The organism is Burkholderia pyrrocinia (assembly GCF_018417535.1).
GTDB lineage: Bacteria > Pseudomonadota > Gammaproteobacteria > Burkholderiales > Burkholderiaceae > Burkholderia > Burkholderia pyrrocinia_E.
Genome location: NZ_CP070979.1, coordinates 574,346 through 595,733 on the forward strand (window position 1 = coordinate 574,346; position 21,388 = coordinate 595,733).

10 protein-coding genes are annotated in these 21,388 nt (G+C 68.7%); 3 read left to right on the plus strand and 7 right to left on the minus strand.

The genetic code is table 11. The features are described 5' to 3' along the window. Positions 1-24 precede the first annotated feature (24 nt). The 6 genes from JYG32_RS35645 to JYG32_RS35670 form a co-directional block, all read right to left on the minus strand. A complete protein-coding gene (locus JYG32_RS35645) occupies positions 25-1,566 on the minus strand; it encodes a hypothetical protein (protein ID WP_213268238.1) in 1,542 nt (513 codons plus the stop codon). Next, a complete protein-coding gene (locus JYG32_RS35650; protein WP_213268239.1) occupies positions 1,563-11,009 on the minus strand; it encodes a DUF6603 domain-containing protein in 9,447 nt (3,148 codons plus the stop codon). The genes JYG32_RS35645 and JYG32_RS35650 overlap by 4 nt, the downstream gene beginning before the upstream one ends. 63 nt (positions 11,010-11,072) lie before the next feature. Continuing rightward, positions 11,073-13,985, minus strand: a complete 2,913-nt coding sequence (locus tag JYG32_RS39530) for a lipase family protein (RefSeq protein ID WP_213268240.1) — start codon at positions 13,983-13,985, stop codon at positions 11,073-11,075. 139 nt (positions 13,986-14,124) lie between these two features. Next, positions 14,125-14,847 carry a hypothetical protein gene (locus tag JYG32_RS35660; protein ID WP_174380158.1) on the minus strand — a complete coding sequence of 241 codons (723 nt, stop codon included), beginning with the start codon at positions 14,845-14,847 and terminating at the stop codon, positions 14,125-14,127. Next, the gene (locus JYG32_RS35665; protein WP_174380157.1) at positions 14,844-15,545 is read right to left on the minus strand and encodes a hypothetical protein; all 702 of its coding nucleotides are present in this window, start codon (positions 15,543-15,545) and stop codon (positions 14,844-14,846) included. The genes JYG32_RS35660 and JYG32_RS35665 overlap by 4 nt, the downstream gene beginning before the upstream one ends. A gap of 14 nt (positions 15,546-15,559) precedes the next feature. Next, positions 15,560-16,201, minus strand: a complete 642-nt coding sequence (locus JYG32_RS35670; protein ID WP_174380156.1) for a hypothetical protein — start codon at positions 16,199-16,201, stop codon at positions 15,560-15,562. 773 nt (positions 16,202-16,974) lie between these two features. Between JYG32_RS35670 and JYG32_RS35675 the strand changes: the two genes are divergently transcribed. Then, on the plus strand, positions 16,975-17,724 hold the full coding sequence (locus JYG32_RS35675) for an aspartyl/asparaginyl beta-hydroxylase domain-containing protein (protein ID WP_213268241.1): 750 nt from the start codon (positions 16,975-16,977) through the stop codon (positions 17,722-17,724). Between the two features lie 348 nt (positions 17,725-18,072). Next, positions 18,073-19,515 carry a sensor histidine kinase gene (locus JYG32_RS35680; RefSeq protein ID WP_213268242.1) on the plus strand — a complete coding sequence of 481 codons (1,443 nt, stop codon included), beginning with the start codon at positions 18,073-18,075 and terminating at the stop codon, positions 19,513-19,515. A gap of 13 nt (positions 19,516-19,528) precedes the next feature. On the opposite strand, the gene JYG32_RS35685 is transcribed toward JYG32_RS35680, so the two are convergent. Continuing rightward, positions 19,529-20,002 (minus strand): acyl-CoA thioesterase, encoded by a 474-nt coding sequence (locus JYG32_RS35685; protein ID WP_213268243.1) that lies wholly within the window; start codon positions 20,000-20,002, stop codon positions 19,529-19,531. 244 nt (positions 20,003-20,246) lie between these two features. Between JYG32_RS35685 and JYG32_RS35690 the strand changes: the two genes are divergently transcribed. Continuing rightward, the gene (locus JYG32_RS35690) at positions 20,247-21,185 is read left to right on the plus strand and encodes a response regulator (RefSeq protein ID WP_213268244.1); all 939 of its coding nucleotides are present in this window, start codon (positions 20,247-20,249) and stop codon (positions 21,183-21,185) included. Positions 21,186-21,388: the final 203 nt, after the last annotated feature.

The window sequence follows — 21,388 nt, forward strand, 5'->3', positions numbered from 1 at the left end:
ACACTGATGGCCCCGAACGGAACGTCATGAACGCCCTCCCAGCACGTCGTCGATCAATTGCAGCAGCGGGTCGCCCAGCACCTCGTCGTCGGTGAGCGCGCGCCGCACGGGCGGGCGACGCAGCGCCTTCGAGCGCAGCGCATCGGCCCGGCGCGCATGCGGAATCACCTTCGGCAGCGTCGGCGCACCGTCGCCGGCGTCCAGCAGGTAGCGCCGCGCGACGTCGAACAGCGCCGCCTTGTGCTGCAGCGCGGGGGCGACGTCGGGATGCCGCGGCGCAGCGAGCCGCGCGAGCGCCGGATCGCCGGGCAGCCGCGCCTGCAGCGCGCGTTCCGCGTGGTTCGCATACTGCTGCTGCATCACGCCGCGACGCCAGTCGAACATCGCGCGGGCGAATGCCGCGTCGGACAGCCCCAGCAGCCGGCCGATCTGCCAAGCGACGGCATAGCTCTGGTCGAACAGCCCCGTCGCCGGGTCGTAGCGGATGAACGTGTCGCTGTACTTCGCGCCCTTGACGGCCGCCGGATTGGTCGGCGCGGGCGACAGCGGCCCGCGGTACCACGAGGTGGTTTCCTCGCCGGCGCGGGTCGCGTTGACGAGCGGCACGAAGCCGATGTCGAGCGCCGTCTGTGCGTCCGGGTTGCCCACGTCGGCATCGTGCGGATACACGAGCATGCCGATGCCGCCGGGTCGCGACAGGTTACGCATCAGTCCGCTGAAGCTGCCGACGCCCGGGCTCGCGCGAAAACCCCAGGTCGCCAGCACGCAGAGCCGCAGTTGCGACGCCGCACCGGTGTGGCCGACCGGCGTGCTGCCGTCCGCGGCGTAGCCGGGCAATTGCGCGCTCCACCCTTCGAGCGACACCAGCAACGCGGTGTAGACCGTCTCCGTCGTCGACCGGGCCGGCACCAGCCGATTGCCGATCACGACCGAGAACGTGCCGTCGGCGTTGATGCCCAGCTCTTCCTTGTCGCCCGTGTTCACCTTGCGCGCATGGCACAGCAGCGGGACTTCCTGCAACGCCGGTGCGAGCGCGCCGAACAGCGCGGCGGGAAGGTCGATGACGTTGCACAGGCTCTCGCCCTCGCCGGGCAGCAGCGAGGCCGGGGCGATGGCGGGCCCTTGCGCGCCGTTGTCCGGATGCAGCAGCCCGGAAACCGGCACCGACTTCACGCCGGCGCCCGCCAGTTCGTCGTCGGTGAGCAGCAGCACCGCCAGCCAGGGCGTCGTGCCGTCGCCGCCCGGCAGCGAGCGCTCCCACGGCAAGGTCGCGCGGTTCAGCACGATGTGCGGCATCACGTCCGCGAAGTTGCCGCTCTGCGAAGCAGGCGGATACACGGACTGCACGCTGTCGGCGGGCAGCGTGAAGCGCGGGCCGGCCACCTTGAACGCCTGCGTGCCCTGGTAGGCCGGCGGCGTGCCGCTCGCCACGCCGATCACCTGCTGCTTCCACGCCAGCTGGTAGTCGCCCGCCGTCAGCGGCGGCAGGCACGCCTGGATGAACTCGATCTGCCCCGGCTGCAGTTCGCCCTCGACGTGGACGGGAATATCTTGGCCCAGGCTCATGAAACGATCTCCTCTATATCGGCAGACACCATGTGGATGGCGACACGGCTCGACGGCGCGACCGTGCTGCCCAGGCGAACGCCGTAACTCGCGGCGTGCACGGGCGCGAGGCCGACCGTCTCCGGCGCGTCGGCGAGGCCGAGCACGGCCTGCACCTCGAGCCCGTCCTGATTGCGCGTGCGCACGACGACTTCCGCCTCGCCGCCGTCGACCGCATACACGAGCAGCACCCCGTCGTCGAGACGACGGGTGACCGCCGCATGCGCGCCGTTCCCGTCGATCGACAGCACGGCCTGCGACGCCGCGTCGACGTCCTCGCTGCCCGCCACCAGCACGGCGATGCTGCGCAGCCCTGCCGGCAACACGGTATCGAACCAGCCGGGGACGATGCCCGCGTCGGTGCGTACATGGTTGTGCGCGGCGAGATCGGCCACGCTCAGTTCGGTCAGGCGCGCACGCAATGCGCGGGCGAGGTCGTAGCGCGGCGCCGCCTGCGGATGCACGCGATAACCATCGCCGATGAAGGTGTCGAATCCCGCGCGCGCGAGCCATGCGCCGGCCTCCCAGCCCACGGCCGCGTGCGGACCGACGGCGGTGCCCTGGAGCAGCACCGTGGCCGTGCCGTCGGGCGCCGCGTGCGGCACCCCGTCGTCGAGCAGCCATTCACCGAGCAGCGCATCGTTGCCGGCGAGGCACACGGCGCGCACGGGCAGCGCCCCCTGGCGCGTGAGCGCGATGCGCTCGCGCGCATCCACCGCGCAGGCGACCACGGTGCCCTCGTTCACGCGCATCGCGAGCCCGTCGTCCGCCCGCCGCGCGATGCCGAAGCTGTGAGCCAGCGCCGCCGGCGCCGTGGACAGCGCCACCGGATCGAAACGCCGGCCGCCTGTCGTCGGGCGCTCGACGCGGAAGCCCGCCGGCTGCGCCGCGCGCGGCGCGACCGTGGCCGGCATCCGGTAGCGGCGCAGGCCGCCGAGCAGCCGCACCGCCTCGCGCGGCGCGGCGTCGTGCGCCGGCTGCGCGGCGCCGGTGACAACCGGCGCCGGCAGGTTCCAGCCCGGCACCGCCGCCAGCGTTTCGGTCAGGCGGGCCAGCGTCGGCGGCGCCTGGAACAGCGCCCATCCCAGCGCGGCGACGATCGACAGGTTCGGGGTCGGCACGACGGGCACGCCCTGCGCCTGCACCGCGGCCAGGATGGCATTGCGGGCCGACACCACCGCCGGCTGCATGATGCTGTTCATGAGCCGCGTGAGCGCGTTGGCCTGATCCATCGGCGTGGCCGGGCTGTAGTGCGGCCCGCTGCCGAACGGCAGCCGGTTGGGCGGCAGCAGCGTGAAGCTGAACACCGCGTCGAGCGCCATCGGCCCGATCACGTTCTGCTCGATATCGGCGAAGGCCGACAGTGCGACGCCGTTCACCGTGTCGTCCAGCAGCTGGTCGCCCGACGACGATGGCGCCGCCGGATCGAAGGCCTGATTGCCCCACAGCGCCGCGGGCGCGCTGCCCATCTGCGCGCCGACGCGCACCCCGGCCACCGGCAGCGTGACCACCTTGCCGCTCGCGTCGAGCACGCTGACCTGCAACGGCGTGGTCACGTTCAACCGCGAACAGGGTTGCACGCCCATCTCCGGCCCGTTGGGCAGCGCATCGCCGCCCCAGTTCGCGACGCTCGATTGCGTGGCCGGAATCGCCGTCTCCACGCTGATCGTGAACGGCAGGCTCTGCAGCACCCAGGTGCCGTCGTCGAGCGTGGACAGCAGCCCGGCCAGCGCCTGCGTCTTGATGGGTTCCGGCGGCTCATCCGTCCCCGCCGCCAGGCGCACGCCGTCGCCCGCCATCGTCGGCGACTTCGCGGGCGGCAGGAACGCCTTGGCGAAGCCGGTCCAGTCGAGCGTCGCGGCGTCCTTGTTGCCGCCGCTGCCGATCGGGATCGTGAACGAGATGACGAACCAGTGCACCTTGCAGTAGCCGTGCACCGGCGGCCCTTCCAGGTGCAGCATGCAGCCGAGATCGATCGACAGCGTGATCGACACGCCGAGGATGGTGGTTTCGAACGCGGCGCCGACGTCCACGTAAATGTCCACCTCGAACCAGAACGGCTGCCAGGCGATCAGGAAATCGGCCCCCGCGTTCAGCCACGCGCGCAGCGGGCCGGCGTGGAACTGCACGCGCAAGTAGCCGCCCGCCATCACCGACGACGGCGTCAACGCGAAGTAGGCGCCGCCGGCGACGCTCACCGAGCCGGTCACCGGCCAGTTGAAGCCCAGTCGCGGCGGCGTCGGATACCACTTGGGCGGCGAGAAGACGGGGTTGTAGCCGCCCAGCGTGACGACGAAGTCGCCGCGCCGCGGGCCGCCGTCCACCGGCAGCGGGTTGAACCACAGATACGACGCGAAGCCGCCGGTGAGCCGGCATGCCGACGCGAACAGGAAGGAGTTCGGCGTGAGCTGGGCCTCCGCGTAGAACACGCCGTCGTCGGGCTTGAACGCGACGACGAGCCCCAGTTCCATGTAGACGATCGCCGCCGAGCGCGGCACCTTCGGCGGCAGCGCGGCCGCGGTCACGCCGACCAGGTCGATCTCGAAGCTGCGGCCGAACTTGACGAACAGCAGCGCGAACGTATCGAGCAGCTGGAACGAGCTGAAGCGCAGGCCCGCCGCCACCCAGTAGCGCCCGAGCGACGGCGCGACCACGTTGGCGAGCACCTGCAGCGCGCTCTCCGGCGTCGGGTCGGCGCCGAACGTGTTCGGGCTGAGCGCGCCCTGCACCAGCGGAAACTGCTGGATCTCGCCCACCGCCGGAATCGTGATGTCGCGGTTGTAGCCGAAGCCGAACGCGAGCCCCTCGACGAAGAACGGCGGCGGCCCGCCGAGCGGAATGTTCAGGTTGGCGAATGCGAACAGCGACGGCGTCGTGCCGTTCGTGGTCGGGAGTTCGGCATAGGCGCCGAGCGCGACCAGCGAGAACCCGGCCGTCTTCACCACCAGTTGGCCGGTGTAGCTCAGCATCGGCACGGTCGTCTTGAGCAGCCCCCCGCCGATGTCGATGCCGCCGCCCTTGAAGCTCGCTTCGAGGCCGCGCAGATCGAGCCGGTAGCTGTCGAAGTTGGTCGGATCGGTGACCGGGATGCCGACGTCGAGGTCGATCACGTCGAGCTGCAGGCCCGCGAGCTTCACCGAGCCGTCGAACAGCACGTCGAGAATCTTGGCGGCCTGCTGCCAGCCCGCGCCGATCGAGTTCACGTACAGCGGGCCGAAGCCGCGCTGCACCGGCACCACCACCTGCTGGGACGGCTGGCCCTGGGCATCGTAGAGCTGCACCCACAGCCCGCCCTTCGCGGGCGTCGTCTGGTGGCCATAGGCCGCCGTGGCCGAGAACGCGGGGCTGGCGGGCGGATTGGCGGCATCGGGCGACGTCTCGCTGCCGCTGCCGAGCAGGTTCTGCGCGATCGGATTCGCGCCGCGGCCGCCCGCATTCGGCACGAGCGACGGCGCGATCTGCTCGAGCAGGACGGCCCCGCCGTACTGGGTCACCACGCCGGATTGCGCGAAGTCGAAGGTCACGAGGCCGCGCGGGCCGACCGACTTCATCTTGAAGCGCGCGAGGTTCACGAGCGGATTCGCATCGCTTCCGGCGAAATCGACGCCCACGTTGACGAGCATCAGGCGCAGCCGGTCGAAGTGCGGCGTGGTGGCGTCGACCGGCACGAACACGCCGATGCCCGGTTGCAGCTGGGTGGCGTCGAGCCCCGTCTGCGCGATCCACTCGCTGTCGGTCGCGCCCAGTTGCAGCTTGAACTGCGGCACGCTGGACTTGAGGACCAGGTCCGGCAGCTGCAGCACCATGCCGTAGTTACCGGTGGTGCCGGGCTGCGGCCCGATCCACAGCCCGCCCGTCTGGTTCAGCGTGAGCACCTTGATCCGGGTGGACAGCAGCGTGGTGAGGAGGCCGGCGAGGAATTCCTGCACCGACAGCGCGCGCAGCGCGTCGAAGCTGTTGAGCACGTACTGGGCGTTCTCCTGCAGCAGCACCTGGCTGCCGACGAGGATCTGGCCGGTGCTCGGCCCCTGGCCACCGGGGAACAGCGGGGTGCCCAGCCACTTGGTCACGACCGGCGTGTTCAGCACGACCATCGACACGTAACGCGGCACCACGTTGACGAGGATCGCCAGCGCCCACTGGCCGGCGGCCGCGGCGATCGCTGTCGCATCCGTCAGGCCGAACGGCTTCGGCAGCAGCGCGCGCGACAACGGGCTGGGCGCCGCGCCGCCGCCCATCGGATCGACGCTCAGCGTGAAGCGCATCGACGCGGTGTCGAACGCGATGTCGAGCGCGGGCCCCTGCGCCCCCTCGATGGGCGCGCACACCGACGCCTGCAGCTGGAACAGCGGCGTGCCGCTCACCGGCGTCCCGTCGGCATTGAACGGCAGGCTCAGGCCGCTACGCCCGAGGCGCAGTTTCACGAGCGGAATGGCGGGCGGATCGAGCTCGACCCACAGGCCCAGCCGCCCCGGCGTGGTGCCGGTGTCCAGCCCGGCGAGCAGCGTGACGGGCAGCTTCGGCGACGGCTGGTACGCGATCAGGTTGCCCTGTTGGGTCACACCGGCCACGACGCCATTCAGCAGGGTCGTGACCGCGCCGATCGTCTGGCCCGCGTGGGCGGTGGAGAGCCGGTCGCCGAGCCACGCCAGCGCCGCGGTGGGCACTTGCGCCGGCCCGCCCACGCTCAGCAGCCGGGTCAGCAGCGCCTTCACGTCGAGCGCGGCGCCCGCCGTGCGCAAGCGCTGCGCGAAATCGGCCGCGCCGCCGTTGGCGAGTGCATCCAGCAGCGTGCCGGTCAACTGCTCGACCAGCAACGGCACGGCTTGCTGGACCGCCGCGGTGACGAGCGTCTGCCAGCCGGGGAACGGCAACACGACGAACGCCGGCGCCTGGATGCCCGTGCCGAACGACAGCAGAAAGCCACGGTCGTAGCCGCTCACCACCGCCAGCCGCTGCGCGCCGACCTGCCCGGACACCGTCACGCCCGCGGTGAACCCGGGCTGGAACGACGGATCCAGCGACAACGCGAACTGCAGCGCATCGATGCGCGCGGCGTCCACGCTCAGGTCCAGCGGCGCGGCGAGCAATGGCTTCACCATGAAACGCTGGGTGCCGGTGTCGGCGATGAGATCGATCGCGACGTTGTACGGCAGCCCGCTCACGCGGATGCCCTGCGCGACCGGCTCGACCCTGACGCCGGACGCCGATCCCGCGGCAGGAATCAGCGCCAGCACCTTGGCGATCTGCGCGATGTTGAGCCGACCGTCGAGCCCGACCACCGCGTCGTTGAGCAGCCAGCGCAGCGGCTGCTCGAACAGGCCGAGCGGCGATTTCAGGTACCAGCGCCCGCCCGCGTCCTGCCACGCGAGGCCGAACGCGCTGAACGCGGCCTGCGCGAGCGGATACGGATTGAGCAGCAGCGGCTCCACCACGCCGGTGACGAACGTGCCCAACGCGTAGGCCGGCGCGACCTTCGACAGGCTCGTCACGAAGCGGCCCGTATCGAACGGCCAGAACTGTACCGGCAGCGGCGCCGGCAGGCCGGTGCCGCCGAACGTCGCCCACGCGCTGAAGCTCGGCTCCGTCGCGCCGCCGCCGAGCGGATAGCCGAGCGCGGTCGCGATGCCGAGCCCGACCGGCGTCAGGCGCGCGCCGAACGCGACGTCGAGCGTTCCGGTCAGGAAGTTGAAGCTCGCGGCGCCGGACAGCGCGAGGATGCCGCCCACCATGACGGGCGCCGTCTCCGCGATCTCGAGGCTCAGCTGGTTGCCGTTCTTCACCGACAGCGTGAAGGGCCCGTAGGCGACCTGATCGAGATTGCTCTGCCACGCGCTCAGCAGCGCCGCGAGCGCGACCTTGTCGTTCCACAGCGTGGCGAACAGTCGCGGCAGCGTTTGCGCGGGCCGCGCGAGCAGCGGCAGCCACGCCGACGGGACGGGCGCGTAGCCCGTGTCGGCATCGGTGAGCAAGCCGAGCGCATGCCCAAGCGCGAGCAGGCTGACGGGCGTGTCCGGCGGCGTCACCCCCAGCAGCTTCCACCACAGGTCGAACAGTTGCTGGCGCGGCGTCGGACCGCCGCGCAGGCTCGCCGGCGCCTCGTCGGACAGCAGCCGCAACAGGCCCTGGCAGAGGAAATCGAGCGGATCGGACACCAGCGCGTTGAAGCCGCCGGCATTGATGCCGACGATGCGGCCGGTACTGACGTCCACCTGCATCAGGCCGAGACGCGTGAGCAGCTCCAGCACAGTCTCGAAGGTCGGGTTGGCGCCGAATTGCTGCAACACGGCGCCCACCGCGAGATTGAGCTGGCCGCCGAACGCGTCCAGCAGGTTCGGCGCGGCGCTGGTGGGCGGCAGCGACAGCGTACTCGCGGGCAGATAGCCCTTGAAGTTCACGTCGGTCAGCGTCAACAGCGGCTGCAGGACGAAGCGCCCCTGCTGCCATCCCATGGTGCAGCCGACGGTCAGACTGCCGAGCGTGCCGATCCCCGCGGGATCATCGATCAAGAGCCCGGCCGTGCCGGTGAAGACGGCCGACAGCACCGCTGCGGGCAGCATCGGCTGGGCCGGCGCCGGGGCCTTGCCCAGCGCGTACTCGACGAGATTGCCGGCGAGCGTCACGGTGCAGGCCGTATGGCCGACCGTGGTCGCGATCCCGCGCGCGGCGCCCAGCCCGACGCTGGACGCGGCCGGATCGATCCATACGCCGAGATCGAACGGCAGCGGCAGGCCGATCGGCACCCGGAACGGGGCGGCGTAGGTGCCGGCCCCCGTGATGTCCGGCGCGCGCGCGGCGGACGACGTGGCCCAGCCCGCGAGGCCGAGCGCGGCCCGGGCCTGGTCGGGGCTGGCGAACACGCCGGCCAGCTGCGCGTTGATGTCGCCGAGCGGATCGTTGAAATTGGCGGGCGTCAGCGTCGGCATCGACGCGGGCCAGGTCACGCCCGGCGGCATCTGCGCCGCGAGATCGGGCAGCAGGCCGAGGATACCGGTCAACGCGAGGCCGCCGCGCGTGCCGCTGCGGTATGCGGCTACGCCGAGCAGGCGGGTCAGCAGCGGCGCGAACGTCGCGGCCGCCTGCGTCACGAGATCCTGCAGCGCGCTCGCATCGGTGAACACCATGTCGGTGCCGACCGGCATCGACGTGCCGTTCACGATCACCGCCGGCTGGCCGACGCGCATGTCCCAGACCCAGCCCTGCCCGCGCGCCCAGCGCGCGGAGAACCCGCTGCCGGCGACGCGCAACTGCGCGCCGGCGACCGCGGGCGTCGTGTAGCCGTCGGGCAGCGCGAACGCGGCGGCCAGCGCGGGCAACACCTGCGCGCCGGCCAGGCCGGCGCCGCCGGCCGCGACCTCCAGCTGCAGCAGCTCCAGCGTCACCGCCAGCGTCAGCGCGGGGCCGCCCGCGATCGCGAGCGGCGGGGTCAACGCGAGACCGAGCACGAGCGTGCCCGCGAGCGTTCCGTCGGCGGCGGGCACCGCATACGCGAGCAGCGACACCGGCGTGCTCGACAGCGGCGCGAGCCACGGGTCGGCCCGCGTGCCGCTGCCCGTCACCGTCGCCGGCCCGGATTGCGCGAGCAGGCGGGCGAAGGTCTGCACGATGGCCTGGAACGCGGGCTTGCCGTCGACCTCGATCCCGCCGAACAGCAGCTTCGCGTAATAGGCGCCCAGCGCCCCCACCGGGTCGGCATAGGATGCGGCGATGCCCTTCGCACTGAACGGCGGCACCAGCGCATCGGGCCACGCGGCCGCGCCGGTATCCGGCGGCGTCACCCCAACGATGGCCGCCGCATAGCCGCCGAAGCTGGCGGCCGTGCTGCCGAACAGCGCGGTGAACGCGCCGGCGATCAGCGAATACACCTCGGTGATCAGCTGGTCCACCAGCTTGCCGGGCTGCAGCAGGTCGAGCTGGTCGAAACTCCCGTTGGGCGTGCTCACGCCGAGCAGCTGGAAGCGCGGCAGGATCACCGGGCCGGACGCGCTCACGCCGAGGCCGATGCCCGCCACGAGCGCGTCGAACACATAGTCCTTGCCGCCGACGCTGCCGGAAAACAGCGGTGCGCCCGCCTTCGGGCCGTCGAGGCGCAGGCCGGCGTCGAAACGGATCTGCGGCGTGACGGCCAGCCGGTTCGCCGACAGCGCGAACGCCCCCAGTTCCAGCGCGCCGCCGAAATTCAGCCGCGCCGCATTGCCGAGCGCGGTGGCCTCGGACCGCACCGACAGGCCGGGATAGAACGTGCGCAAGCCCTGCGCGTCGACGACCGTCGCGGCCGTGAAGTTCAGCGAGCCGATGCCGTCGAGATGCAGGAGCGGCAGCGCGTACGGATCGTCGCGCGTGCCGCCGCCCGTCACGTCGGCCGGCGCGCCGCCGATCAGGCCCGCCACGTAGCCGAGCCACGTGCGGCCGAGCGCCGGATCGGCGAACAGCGACGCGAACCACGTCATGAACGGCTGGGCTGGATCGCCGCCGGACACCGCCTGCTGCACCACCGTATCCCAGCGCAGCAGCGGCAGCATCGGCGCCTGAGCGTCGCCGGGCGTCGCCCGCGGGGACAGGCCGAGCACCGGCAGCAGGTAGCGCGCCTGCGGCGCATCGCCCACCACGTCGCTCAGCGCGATCACGCCCAGCGTGGCAATGGTGCTGATCAGTTCGATCGACGAGATCGCCTGCAGATCGGCCAGCGTATAGTCGCGCGGCTCGACGGCGGTCGGGAGCTGCAGTTGCTGCACCAGCACCGAGATGTCCACCGACGGCGCCGCCATGTCGATGCTCGCGGTGATCTTGCCGCCGCTGAACGACAGGCCGTCCTGATCGACGATCTTGCCGCCGCCCGTCGCGCCCACCGCGATGCCCACCTGCAGCGGATAGCCCGGCTGTCCGAGCGTGAGCGCGAACTCGCCCTTCCCGAGCTTCAGCAGCGGCAGCCTGCCCCACAGCGACACCTCCACGCTCGCGGGGCCGCTCGGCAGCGCCGACGCGGCAAACGTGCTGACGTACATCACGCCGAGGCCGAACACCTGCGCGCCGGCCGCGTCGGTCTCCGACACCAGGTACACGCCCGTCGGCTTGCCGGTGGCCGGATTGTTGATCGGCATCCATTGGCCGAGACTGCCGGGGTTCCTGACCGGCAGGCCCAGCGCGTGGCCGCCCACCTGTCCGAGCAGTTGCACCAGCAGCGCGGCCAGATCCCCGCCGTCGTCCCGGAACGCCTTGCCGATGTTGCCCACCGGATCGGCGAACCAGTCGGCGTTCAGCGCATAGACAGGCCCGTCACCGGCGACCCTCAGCAGCCCGACCGCGAGGCCGAGCGCGGCCACGGTGGGCTCGAGGCGTTGCCCGTTGATCAGGATGGGCGTGGTCGACGGACTCAACAGCTCGGGACTGGTTGGCTGGTTCATGCCGCTGGACTCCTGTACGAAGGAACGCCGCGAATGCGCCGCCCCGTTGGGTGTGAAGCCGCGTTACGCACGCTGCCGCAACGTGACCACGCTGGGCGAACCGTTCGCGCCCGCCGCGCCGCTCGGGCCGTTGGTGCCGCCCTGGCCATCCGGCCGACCCGCGCCCGCCGCGCCGCCGGCGCCGCCCGCGCCGCCGAGTCCGCCCAGTGCCGATTTCGCATCCACCGTCACGCCGCCGTCCGGCCCCAACTGATCGAAGTAGATATTCACACTCGAACCGTTCCCGCCCGGGCCGCCCGCGCCGCCGGCCCCACCCCCGCCGCCCCCGCCGCCTTGCGCATTGCCGTTGCCGCGGCCGCCCGCCCCGCCACGGCCGCCGCGCCCGCCCTGACCGCCCGCGCCGCCGCGTGCCTCCACGGTCAGACGTCCGACGATCACGCCAACGCTCCAATTGACGTTCGGCGCGTCGCCGCCCCGGCCGCCTGGCGCGCCGGAGGCGCCGCTGCCACCGGGGGAACCGCTGATGCCGGCCCCCGGCCCGTCGCCGCCGGCCGGGCCGTCACCGCCCGACAGGCCGTCCATTCCCGGCGGGCCGACGACCGTGAGCACGGGCGACGGCTCGCCACCGGACGCACCCTGCAGCAGGCCGATATTCGCGACCACCGTGGCGCCGACGTCGACGCGCGCGCCCGGTTCGAGCACGATGCTGCCCACCACGAGATGCAGCGCGTGCCCGACATCGGCCTCTATCAGCAGGCGATGCCCGGGCCGCAGACGGATGCTCTCGACGGCGAAATAGGCGTCCATGCGCCGCGGATCGAGTCCGAGGCTGGGCAGGCTGCTGGGCATCTGCGTCCGGGACGACCAGGCGATGCGCAACACCCCGTCGTCGGTCGATGCGCTGTCGAGCACGCCGCGCATGACCTGCCCCGGCGTGATGTCGCGTTGCGCGAGCGCGCGGCTGAACAGCACATGCGCCGCCGCCGGCAGCCCCGCGGCCTCCAACAGGTCGGCCATCGTCGCCTTCACGCCCGGCCCGGCGGCCACGCCGGGGTTGAGCAACGCGATGTAGCTGCTGATCGCGTGGTAGCTGTTGCCGTTGACGGGATCGGCATCCCCCCCGGTCAGCGCAACGGGATCGCCGACGCCGTATACCGTGTAGTTGAGACTGAACTGCGGCACCACGTCGGCCACCCGGGCGACCAGGAAAACCGACTTCGCCGGCACGGTCGTCTTGTAGAACCGCGTGAACGTCAGGAGTGCGAATGGGGGCGGCCCGAACGCGTAAACTTGCGCGGGCGCGGGCACGCCGTTGAGTGGGTTCTGCGTCATGTCCAGCATCGCGAGGCTCGCCAGATTGCCTCCCGCGTCGTGGCCGCAGAGCAGCAGTTGGCGGATGCCGTTGGGCAGCTTCGGGCGGGTCGCCTGGATGGCCGCCGCGACGTTGTCGCGCAGCGCATCGTAGAGCGTGCCGATGCCTTGGCCCACGCCCGCGTCGGACGGCGCACCCTTCAACCACGCCGGGTAGTAGACAGACGTATCGGCCACGCGCTGCACGAGCTCCAGCGCCGACACGGTGCCGCGGAACGCCACGGTCATCCGGCCGCCGGCGGGATCGACGAAGACGGCGCCCCACGTCACGTTGTCGCCGTCGGCGATGTCCGCCGCATAGACCCACGGCGCGGGCGGCGCGACCGCGGTTGCCGGATGCTGGAAGCGCTGATAGGCCAGCGCGCACAGGATCGACAGCGGTGCGGCGGTCTCCGGCTCGTATTGCCCGGGGGTCGCCCGCACGGCGAATCCAGCGTAGTCGCGCAATTCGTCGCCCTCGGCACAATCCGCGCAGCACGGCTGCCGAAGGTAGGTGCAGAACCCGAGCGCCTGCCCGTAGAACCACGCGGTACGCTCCGCCCACGGCGCATCGTAGGTCGGCACGCTGGCGTGCAGCGTCTGCGTTTGTCCGGTGACGGCAAGCTGGATGTTGTCCGGGCTCCGGGTCGGCGCCGACGGAAAGAAATCGACGCCGCTCGCGTTCACGGTGTAGGCGGTCGGCAATGCGCCGTTGAACGCATTCGCGAAGCTTGCGTCGCTGAACGCGGGAGACGACAGCGCGTACACGGCGATGTCGGTCACCGGCGACTGCTGCGACGGCCCCCAGTTGTTGCGCGGCGCGGCATAGGCCGCGGCAAGCTGCGCGAGCGGGCCGCCGGCCGTCATGCCGGCGAACACCACCGGGAACTGCTTCGCGAACACCTGCATCCGCCCGACATGGATCAACGCGTCCGCCAGCGCGTCCTGCACGCCGTACCACATCGACAGGTAGCCCACCTGCACCCGGCCGTCGATCCCGGCGACCGACGCGAACAGCGTCTCGTGGACGCGGGAGATGGCGCGCTCCAGCGCCGGCGCATGGTGCACCGGATCGGTCGCGGCCACCATCTCGCGCACCTGGTCGAGCAATTGCTGGCCGGCGTTGCGGGTTTCGCCGACGGCCTCGCCCGGCGCCGGACAGGCGGCCAGCCAGTCGTCGAGCGTGCTGCGAAACGCGTCGCTGTGCCGGCGCATCTGCTGAGGCAGCGCCAGCACCCGGCGCAGCTCGTCATGCCGATGCCATTCGCGCAGCGGCTTCGAGAATGCGCGCAGCTGCGTGTGCAGCGCGAGCGTGTGGCTGGCGAACGCCGGCGCCCGGCTCGCCGGCAAACCGAACGTGACGGGCGCCAGCTGGAGTCCGGACGACGTGAAGTTCTGCGTGTAGTCGTCCCACGTGCTGCCCATCGCCACGATGGCGACGATCTCGCCGTTCGACGGCAGGGTGCCCACGACGATATAGCCTTGCGCGCCATACAGGCCGTTGCGAAAGGTTCGCGCCACGCTCCAGCCGGGCGGCGGATTCACGTTGTCGAGGTTCGCCGCAGCCTGCTCGGCAAGACCCGCCATCAATGCGGCGTCCTGCGCGCTGTATGAAAAGATGCTCATGTCCGCAACCAGGTTGGTCGTGCCACCGCCGGCCCCGGCCGCGCATGACGAGGCCGGGTCGCGCTCCGCGTCATCGCACGGATGACACGGCGCGCCGCTGAAATCGACGGCAGCACCGAGGTGCAAGAAAGCCCTTGATTCACGCCGACAGAAGTGCCGTCGGCTTCGCTGTCACGACGACCTTGCCGTTACCGCCGGGCGCGCCGTTCTGGCCCGGGAATCCCACGGCCCCAGGCAAGCCCGGGGCCGCCTGCGTCTGCGGGCTCCCCTGGACCAGCTCGTTCAAGCCGCCGGCGCCGCCCAGCCCGCCGGTGCCGGCGGAGCCGCCCTGCCCGCCCACGCCGCCGATCGACGACGGTGCGATGTGCCCGGCCTGGTTCTCGGAGCTGTAGTAGACGTAGATGTCGCCGCCATTGCCGCCCGGCGCCCCGCTGCCGCCGTTGCCTCCCGCGCCACCGTTACCGCCTTCGCCGCCGTTGGCCGGCTGCACGCAGTGCTGCGTCAGGCAGGACGCCTGCGGATTCTGGCCGGCATTGCCGCCCGCTCCGCCCACTCCGCCCGCCCCGCCGTTGCCGCCGTTCCCGCCGGTGCCGCCGACACTCAGGATCGTGAGCGTGCCTTTCAGCGTGCCGCCCAGATAGATCACGCACTGCGGCGCGGAACTGCCCGTGATGCCTGCGGTGCCGTTGCTCGCCGCGCCGCCCGCTTGACCGGGCGTGCCGTTGCCCGACGGATAGCAGACGCGACCCTCGTATTTGCCGGGCAGTCCGTTTTCGCCGGGCAGCCCCTCCGTGCCCGGGCTGCCCGGACGACCGGGCCCTGCGGGCGGAGCGCTGATGGTGATGACCGGAGGCGTAGTCATTGGGCCTCCCATTCCAGCACGGATGCGAGTCGCTTCTGGATGATGCTCAACTGACACGGGCTCCCCGGGCTGCCGGGCGCCCCGGTCGAACCCGGGTTGCCGGGGCTGCCGGACGAGCCCCCGCCGGCCCCGCCCGTGCCGCCGCTCCCTGCCGAGCCACCCTCGCCGGCGGAGCCGCCGGCTCCGCCCGGCGCACCGGTCGGCTTTTGCCCCGTTCCCCAGATGATGCTGCCGGTGAGGGTGCCGTACGTTACCGTCACCGTGGTGCCGTCGCCGCCGCTGCCGCCATTGCCGCCGTTGCCGCCCTGGCCGCCGTTGCCGCCCCGACCGGCGCTCGTGGCCGAGCATTGGCCGTTGGCCCCCGCGCCGGAGCCGCCATTGCCACCGTTGCCACCGTTGCCGCCCCTGCCGCCGCCGCCGCCGGCGCCCGCGGACGTCTCGATGGAGAGGACGCCGTTGATGGTCGCTGCGGTGAACGTTATACCGACCGCGGCCGCCCCTTTGCCGCCGTTGCCACCCGTGCCGCCATACGTGCCGTTACCGCCGGTGCCACCCGCCGTTCCGCCGCTCGTGCAGCGCCCCTTGTTGTCGGTCGAACCGGAAGCACCGGAGCTGCCCGTGCCCCCTGCCGTACCCTGCGCCCCTGCCTGACCAGCGAAGCCAGGTGCGGACACCGAGCCGATCGTCGTGATACCCATGTGGATTTCCCCTGTCAGGACAGAATGTTGAACACGCCGACGTTGAACGTCACTTCGGTATTCACGAGAATCTGGCCGCCCGGTTCGACGGTGATCGAATTCGCGTTGAAGGCGACCGGCCCCGGCCCGTTGATCACGAGCGGATGGCCCGGCTGCACCACCACATCGCCCGCGTTGACCACCGTCCCCTGGAGCGGATAAGCCAGCGCATTGATGATGGGCTCCCAGTCCTTCACCCGCGCGGAATTGCCGGTGAGATACGCTTTCGACGCGCGGTCGACATCTGCGAGCGTCGCGGGATCGAGCGTGTCCTGCAGCCGGCACACATCGCCCGCATGCTGCTGCACCGCGACGAGTGCCGACTGCGGCGGCGGGGGCGGATAGTCGATATGACTGTCGCCGAAGTGTTCCTTCGTGTAGTGGTAGTCGGGCACGCCGCCGAGACGCTTCATCTCGGCGATGTCCTGCACGACCCGCACTTCGCCCGGCACGTCCGCGCCGCCGTCGGGATGCCCGAACCGCACGGCGCGCCCGGCTTCGTTGTGCGCCAGCAGCCCCGTGTTGTGCGACTTGCCCTCGAGATCGGCCAGCGTCTTGCCATAGAGCTTGAGACGTGCCTCAAGAATTTGTGCCTCGGTACTCGTCAAAGTCACCATGCAAACCCCCATGTGCTCGTGAAGTGACAGGCGAGGCGAACCTCGCCGGCTGGTAAGGCGGTGCGCCCGCGCAACGCGCGCATAGGCGGAAACGCCCGGACAGAACAGACGAACAGCAACAACCCGGCCGCCCCGGCATGCGGCACACGCGGCTTCGTCAACTCATGCGCGGCTTGGTCCGGAAGCAACGCGAAGACAGCCCCTTCGACAGGACCGACACCGGAAATGGCCTTGCCCCGGTTCGGAAAATTAAAACGAAGATGCGACGGCAACGGACCGTCATATTGATTTGAATAGTGAAATGATCAAAAAACGCATCGCTTATTTTCATGGTTTTCGTACTCATTTCGACTCATGCACATAGATATGTGCAATACATTCGTCCGCCCGATCACGTGCCGATGTCTCCAAACAGCATTCGCTGAACCGGGTCGTCTATTTGATTCGATAGGTGCGATGTCGATCGCGCGACAGGTCGATCATGTCGCGTGTGTAGCGAGACGCTAGCTAAGTGGCGTCATGCTTTCCCCGATGCGTTGGTCTGGTTACGAATAATCTACGGCCGATTCTAGTTGTGAAAAAACGTCCGTCAACCTGACAGAACTGTGGGGTTGCGGGATAGCAGATATGTTTCCTATAACCGTAAGCACGTGTGCGCAATTTTCGGGTGTTTCCTTCTCGGTTTCCGGTTGGCCGTGGTTAATTTCGACCCCGTGATTAACACATTATTTTAATCGAACAAGATGTCGAACTGTCCTGCGAAAGGGAACCGCATGAACTTGAAACTGAAGTCCTCGCTGCATTGGCTGCGCAAAAATATCGCGCTGTATAACGCGGCCTATTTGTTCATCCCGTTCTTCGATCTATTTTGCGGCGGGCGCAGGCGGCCGGTGTTCTTCGACATCGACCGCACCTACCCGTCGCTACGCTGTCTCGACCAGCACAAGGAAGAGATCCTGCGTGAACTCGACGCGCTTCTGCCGCAGCAGGATCAGATGCCGAAATATCACGAGCTGGATACGGACCTGATTCATGCGTCGGGGCGCTATCAACGCGACAAGCGCTGGAACGTGTTCATGCTGTTCAGTTACGGCGTCAAGCCGGAGCACAACCGCGCGCTCGCGCCTCGCACCACCGCGCTGCTCGATCAGATCCCCGACCTCGCGCAAGCATTCTTCTCGATCCTCGACCCAGGCAAGTCGATCCCGGCCCATTCCGCGCCAACCCGCTCCTACATCCGCTATCACTTGGCGTTGCACGTACCCGAGACCAACCCGCCGTCGATCCGCGTGAAGGATCAGGTCTACACGTGGAAAGCAGGCGAAAGCATGATGTTCGACGACAGCTGGAACCACGAGATCATCAATCACAGCGACGGGATCCGCGCGATCCTGCTGGTGGACGTGCTGCGTCCGATGCCGTGGCCGGCTCGCTGGCTCAATCGCCTCTTCTTCTGGATGGGCTGCCGCTGGTACGGGCCGCGCATCGGGAAGGCCGCTTCCAATTTCGTGGTCAGGCTGTAGATAGGGCGTCCGCCGAAGTAACGTTCATGCGTTTCCCAAATCGATGCCGATCAGCGTGACCTCGTTCATGGCGCTCTCCTCTACCGTGGACCGCCCCCCCCCTATCGTAGAACGGTCGCTGGGATCGGGCTGGCCATTTCATTTCTATGGCCAGCTCCTGATCATGATGGCGTTCGACTATCCTATCCGGCACCCGTCACCCGCGTGATCGACAATCGTGATGCGCGGAGGCCCCGTGGACAAACCCGCCGCGCTCGCTCGCCTACCGCTGCGTGCTACTCTCGCAAATGGCACCGGCCAAGACAGTTCAGTGGTGCGCGACCAGTGAACACTGTGGATTCACGCATCATGTACTCGATCTTTCCCGCGTTTGTATCTGCCTTGTTTCTCGGGTTTGGCCTCTACGTGCTGGCCACCAAGGGGCTCACGCGGGTATCCGTCCCGTTCGCGTTGATGTGCGCGACGACCTTCGTCTGGCAGGGAACGTGGGCCTTCCTGTTCCAGACGACCGAGGCGGACGTCGCCAACTTGTTAGTCAAGGCAGGCTATCTGTTCATCCTTTTTCTGCCGACGACCTTCTATCATTTCGTGACGGAGATCGTGTCGCGCCGGGACGAGCGGCCGATCATGTTCGCATCCTACGGACTCTGCGCCCTACTGGCGGTGCTGCTGGTCACGAGCAATGCGGTCGTCGATGGATTCCGCCTGCATTTCTTTGGCCCGTATCCCAAGGCGGGCCCACTGCATCCGTTGCACGTCGTGCAGACGGTACTCCTGGTCGGCCGCAGCGGTTGGCTCCTGATCGAGGCAAGACGACAGGAGCGAGCGCGAGACGTCCGGCAACTGCTCACTCAATGTCTCGTCAGCCTGGGCCTCTACTCGCTCGCGGCGACCGACTATGCGGTGAACTACGGAGTCGAGTTCTATCCGGTGGGGGTGCTGTTTATCGCGATCAGTCTCGGGATTCTCGCGACGTCGATCGTCCGCTATGGCCTGATGGGCCCCTATCTCCTGGCCGCGACGGTCGCGCACGAAGTGGCCACGCCGCTGGCGGCGATCGGCCTGCACGCGGACGAGCTGCGCAACGTCCTGCCGGTGCTGCTGCGCGGGTATCGGCTAGCGGTGGAGCACCGGTTGTGCGCCGACGGTTTGTATCCTGGACAGCTGGAGCGGCTGCCGACGCTCGCGTCGTCGATCCGGCGCCAGGTCGACACCACGAGTACCGTGGTCGAAATGTCCCTGGCGTCCTTTACGCTGGACCGACTCGATCGCCACTGCTTCGCGGCCTATCCGATACGGGCCTGTGTCGACGCCGCAGTGGATCGCTTTCCCTTCCGTCCGGGTGAGCGAGACCGCATATCGGTCGACGCGATCGATCCGGACCTTCAGTTCTCCGGATCCGACTCGCTCGTGATCTTCGTCATCTTCAATCTGCTGAAAAACGCCCTGTACGCGATCCACGCAAACGGCCGTGGGCAGATCGAGATCGAGGCCCATCGCAGCAACGGTTACTGCGTGGTGCGTTTCAGCGATACGGGCCCGGGCATCGCCCCCGATGTACTCCCTCAAATCTTCGACGCCTTCTTCTCAACCAAATCGCACGGTCGCGGTGCCGGCATGGGCTTGAGTTTTTGCCGCCGCGTATGTGAAGCGTTCGGCGGCACCATCGCATGTGAATCCGTCCCCGGCGTCCGGACCACGTTCACGATTCGGTTGCCGGAGCCCGGTTCGCCGGCGGACCAAGCATTGCGCGATCCGCCGGCGCCCACCCGGCGCTATCGCATCGGGTAAGGCGGTCTCACATTCAGTTCGCGGCGGACGGCAGGATCAGTTCATACGCCTTGACCCGCTCGATGATGCCCGGCGGAAACCGGCGGATCCGCTTGTCGGAACCGGCAAACACTATCTGCTGATACCCCAGCGACACTTGTCGTCCGTCAACGTAGAAGCGAAACAGCAGATAGGCCGAACATTGCCGAACCTCGAACGTATTGAGAAAGCAATCGACCCGCTGGAACGGAAACGTCTCTTGGATGTATTCCTGATGCGCGCGCTTCGTCACGAACGACCCGCCGGCCGCCAGCAGATTGTTGTGGATGCATTCGTGAAACCAGCGTTCACGGCACACGCCCTGCCATTCGAAGTAGCGTGCGAAATAGGTGTTCATGAAAGCATTTGAATCCTTGAGGTAAATGTCGATCACGTGGTGGAAGGTTTTCTCGGACAGATTTGCCGTTTCGTCGGAAAGGACGTGAAGAATCGCGTCTCGCGTCAACATGGATAACTCCTTGAGTCGCTACTGGCGGTAGCTGCGCATTCCTTCAACGAGAAGGAATGGCCCGATTCTCCCCGTGCAATTCTGCCGAGCGGCGCGGTCAAAACGTGCCGAATTCGCGGATGACGAGCAGTTGATGTGCGTCCCACTTTCGCCGGATAATTGCCGCGGTCGTGCAACGCGACCGTCATTCGCGGTAACGCGTCTCCGGTACCGCATCTTCTTCTGCTGATTTATCGAGACTCGTATGCAACCCTTCGTTAGGCAGCCGGTGCTCTATCCCGTGTCCGTGGTGTTTGTCGATGACAATCCGGATTTCCTGCAGGCGCTGCGGGGCGCATTTCCGGACGAACACCTGAACCGCTTTTTTACGCAACCCCAGGCGGCGCTCGACTTCGTGTCGTCGCGTGACGCGGAGATGCCACCAACGGCCGCGGACTATTTTGGTGCGGAGAAAAAAGGCGGAAATGCGATCGGCCAGGATGCGCTCACCGATCCCGCCCGATTCGAGGCGGTGGGCGCGGTGGTCGTCGACTATTCAATGCCGGAGGTCGACGGCATCCAGTTTCTGTCCTCCATCCGCAACGCGAACTGCATGAAAATCCTGCTTACCGGCGTCGCCGACGAGCGCGAGGCGGTGGACGCGTTCAACGCGGGACTGATCGATTGCTATCTGAAGAAAACCGACGTCGAGATGGCGCGCAAGCTGGCAACCGTGCTGGACAACGCGAAGCGCAAGTACTGTGCGGCCCGCGGGCACATCAGCCTGCATGAAGCGGGGTCGACCTACCGGGATCCGCGGATCGTCAAACTGATCGACGAGGTGGCCGCGCGGGAAGGCATCGTCGAATACTACTGGCGCCCCAATCAGGACGCGGTGCTGATGTTCGACGCCGCCGGCGCGCCAAGCGTATTTCTCGCCTGGAACGAAGAGGACTGGTCGTTCCACTGCGATATCGTGTCCGACGCGGACGGACCGGCCGAATTGTGCCACGGCATGGAAGCGCGCCGTATCATGCCGCTGTTCTGGCCGTCTCAGGCCTATCGGCCGGGCCTCGTGGACATTCACTGCGCGGCCCCGCTACCCGTTCCGGGATGGCACGGCACGTTTTATAGCTGGACCCGTTTGGATGATACGGCCACCGAGCGCGAGCTGCCCACGTTGGCAAAATGGCGTCACGCGTAAGAAATAATCCGCCCATCTCCAAACGGAAAGGATAGGCGAGGCGGTGCTGTCGTCGACTCGGTAGCAACTCGAATTGGAGCAATCCCTGTCAATGTTGCCAGTTATCAGCGGCATGGACTTTTGTTCCAGTAGCACCCTATTCCGAGGGCCGCCCCTTTTCCATTAGACGGCACGTCCGTTCAGAGCAGGCCGTTGACCAGCGG